This window comes from Dietzia maris (assembly GCF_014144855.1).
GTDB lineage: Bacteria > Actinomycetota > Actinomycetes > Mycobacteriales > Mycobacteriaceae > Dietzia > Dietzia kunjamensis.
Map to the genome: position 1 here is coordinate 1 of NZ_JAALDN010000486.1, position 1,711 is coordinate 1,711.

Annotated in this window: 1 protein-coding gene, 2 pseudogenes and 1 riboswitch; all 3 genes and pseudogenes read left to right on the forward strand. The window is 69.4% G+C overall.

The window, feature by feature from the left end:
• Positions 1 to 221, forward strand: a pseudogene (locus G6024_RS16435) (hypothetical protein); the annotation flags it as partial.
• 1 nt (position 222) lies between these two features.
• Positions 223 to 320, forward strand: a riboswitch (adenosylcobalamin-variant (AdoCbl-variant) riboswitch).
• A gap of 133 nt (positions 321 to 453) precedes the next feature.
• On the forward strand, positions 454 to 1,452 hold the full coding sequence (locus G6024_RS15050; protein WP_159149076.1) for an ABC transporter substrate-binding protein: 999 nt from the start codon (positions 454 to 456) through the stop codon (positions 1,450 to 1,452).
• Between the two features lies 1 nt (position 1,453).
• Positions 1,454 to 1,711 (forward strand): annotated as a pseudogene (locus tag G6024_RS16800) (FecCD family ABC transporter permease); the annotation flags it as partial.

The following is a 1,711-nucleotide window of genomic DNA, read 5'->3' on the forward strand; positions in this document are numbered from 1 at the left end:
GTGACGGCCGGTCGGTCCGGGCCGACGACATCCGCCGCGCGGTTCTGCTGCACGACCGCGTCCAGCTGGCCACCGCCGCGATGGCCGTGCTGGGTGTGGTCGTGCGTCGCGCCGTCCTCGGGCGTCGCCGGGCCACGAAGCGCGGGTGGTCGGCTCCGCCGAGCCGGGGTACCTGCACCGCACGCGGACGCGGTGTGCCTATCCTGAGGGCGTACTGCTGACATCCGGAACGAGCAGGGGAAGACCGGTGGGAATCCGGCGCTGACCCGCAACGGTGTGTGGCCACTTTCGTGTCCGCGAGCCCGATTACCTGCCCGGATGTTCGCGACTCCGAGTACATCGCCGAGGTCTGCGATCCGGGGTCCTGTCAGGTGACGTGGTGTCGTCGTCGACTCCTACCCTCCTGCGGGTCTCACGTGTCGTCGACCGCACGACACGATCCGAGGACTGATCATGTTCCGTCGCCACCCCAGAATCACGCTCGCCACCCTCCTCGTCGCGGGGGTCGCCCTCACCGGCTGCTCCCGCGGCGAGGCGCTCGCGGAAGGCGGCCCGGTCGAGTCGTTCGCCGACCCTGTGACCGTCACCAACTGTGAGCGCGAGACCACCTACACCGCTGCGCCCCGGCGCATCATCTCGATGAATGACCACGTCACCGAGACCCTCATCCAGATGGGGGCCGGCGACCGGATCGTCGGCATGGGCTACGGCGAGCAGGACGATGTCCTGCCGGAGGTCGCCGAGCAGTTCGAGGCCATTCCGTCCCTCTCGGAGGAGTACCCCACCTGGGAGCAGATCGTGGACCTCGAGCCGGACCTCGTGGTGGCCGGGATGCGCAGCGCCTTCGACGACAAGGAAGGCCGCAGCCGCGACGCCCTCGAGGCCGCGGGGATCAACACCTTCCTGTTCTCCGAGTACTGCGGAGAAGGCTTCGGTGACCTGTCGATGCTCGAGACCGACTTCTCCCAGCTCGGCCGGATCCTCGACGTCGAGCCGGGGGCACGGGACCTCACGGACCGGATCTCCGCCGAGATGAGGGAGGTCCGAGAGACGCTCGATGCGTCGGGTGCCACCGGCACCCCCACGTTCTTCTACGACGGCGGCGAATCAGAACCGACGACGATCGGCGGCGTGGGCATCGGACAACTGATCGGCGAGTACGCGGGCGCGGACAACATCTTCTCCGAGGGCGACCGCCCCTATCTCACGTCCACATGGGAGATCCTGGGCGAGCGTCAGCCCGAGGCGATCGTGGTACTCGACTACGGCGCCACCAGCGCGGAGGACAAGATCGCCTACCTGCGCGCGCAGCCCATCATGTCCACGACGCCGGCAATCCGTGAGAACCGCATCGTGGTGGTCCCGCTGTCCGACTTCTTCGAGAGCTCGCGGATGACGACCTCCACCGAGACCATCGCCCGTGAGCTGCACCCGCACGCGTTCGGGCAGTGACATGACGACCGTCGCCGAGAACACCGGCGGGCGCGTTGACCGCGCCGGCACGGGCATCGATCCCCGCCCCGGCTCCGGGCGCATCGCCGATGCCCCGCCCACCGGGCGGCGGTCGCTGTGGCTCATCTGCCTCCCGCTCGTGGCGGTGCTCGCGATGACGATCGCGGCCGGGGTCTCCCTGGGCTCGGTGTCCATCCCGATCGGGGACGTGTGGGCGATCGTCGCGCACCGACTGGCGCCGGGGGTCTTCGACCCGTGG

Bases quoted from the DNA above. Each gene is read 5' to 3' on its own strand.
- G6024_RS15050 (WP_159149076.1), top strand. From the start codon at position 454: ATGTTCCGTCGCCACCCCAGAATCACGCTCGCCACCCTCCTCGTCGCG.